This window comes from Shewanella sp. S1-49-MNA-CIBAN-0167 (genome assembly GCF_040310145.1).
Lineage (GTDB): Bacteria > Pseudomonadota > Gammaproteobacteria > Enterobacterales > Shewanellaceae > Shewanella > Shewanella psychromarinicola.
In genome coordinates, this window is record NZ_JBEOPO010000125.1 from 1 (window position 1) to 408 (window position 408).

Annotated in this window: 1 protein-coding gene; it reads left to right on the forward strand. The window is 39.5% G+C overall.

Annotated features, from left to right (window positions below; all coding sequences use genetic code 11):
* Window positions 1–408, forward strand: a 408-nt coding sequence (locus tag AAEZ00_RS20660) for an IS3 family transposase (protein WP_351089749.1), incomplete at both ends; no start/stop codon positions are given.

Sequence of the window (408 nt, forward strand, 5' to 3'; positions counted from 1 at the left end):
TTCGAGGTCAGTTGCAGTAGTTTTTATTACAAACCGATACCACAAAGCGTTGAAAAACAGACTCTGATACAATTTGTAGAGCAAGCCTTCTCTGATTCAAATGCGACGTATGGCAAACGTCGAATACAGGCCGACTTATTAGATTTAGAGTGTAAAGTCGGGGTTTACGCCATTGCTACAGTAATGAAAAATTTGGGATTAAAAGCGATTAGGCCAAAGAAAAAACATTACTATCCTAACACTGGTGACGAACATGTTTACGCACCCAATTTGCTTAAACGGCAGTTTAACCCTACGACTTATAACACTCATTGGGTGGGTGACATTACCTACATAAAATCACATCAAGGATGGAGTTATTTAGCCTGTGTACTTGATTTAGGAACGAAAGAAATCGTTGGGTATGCC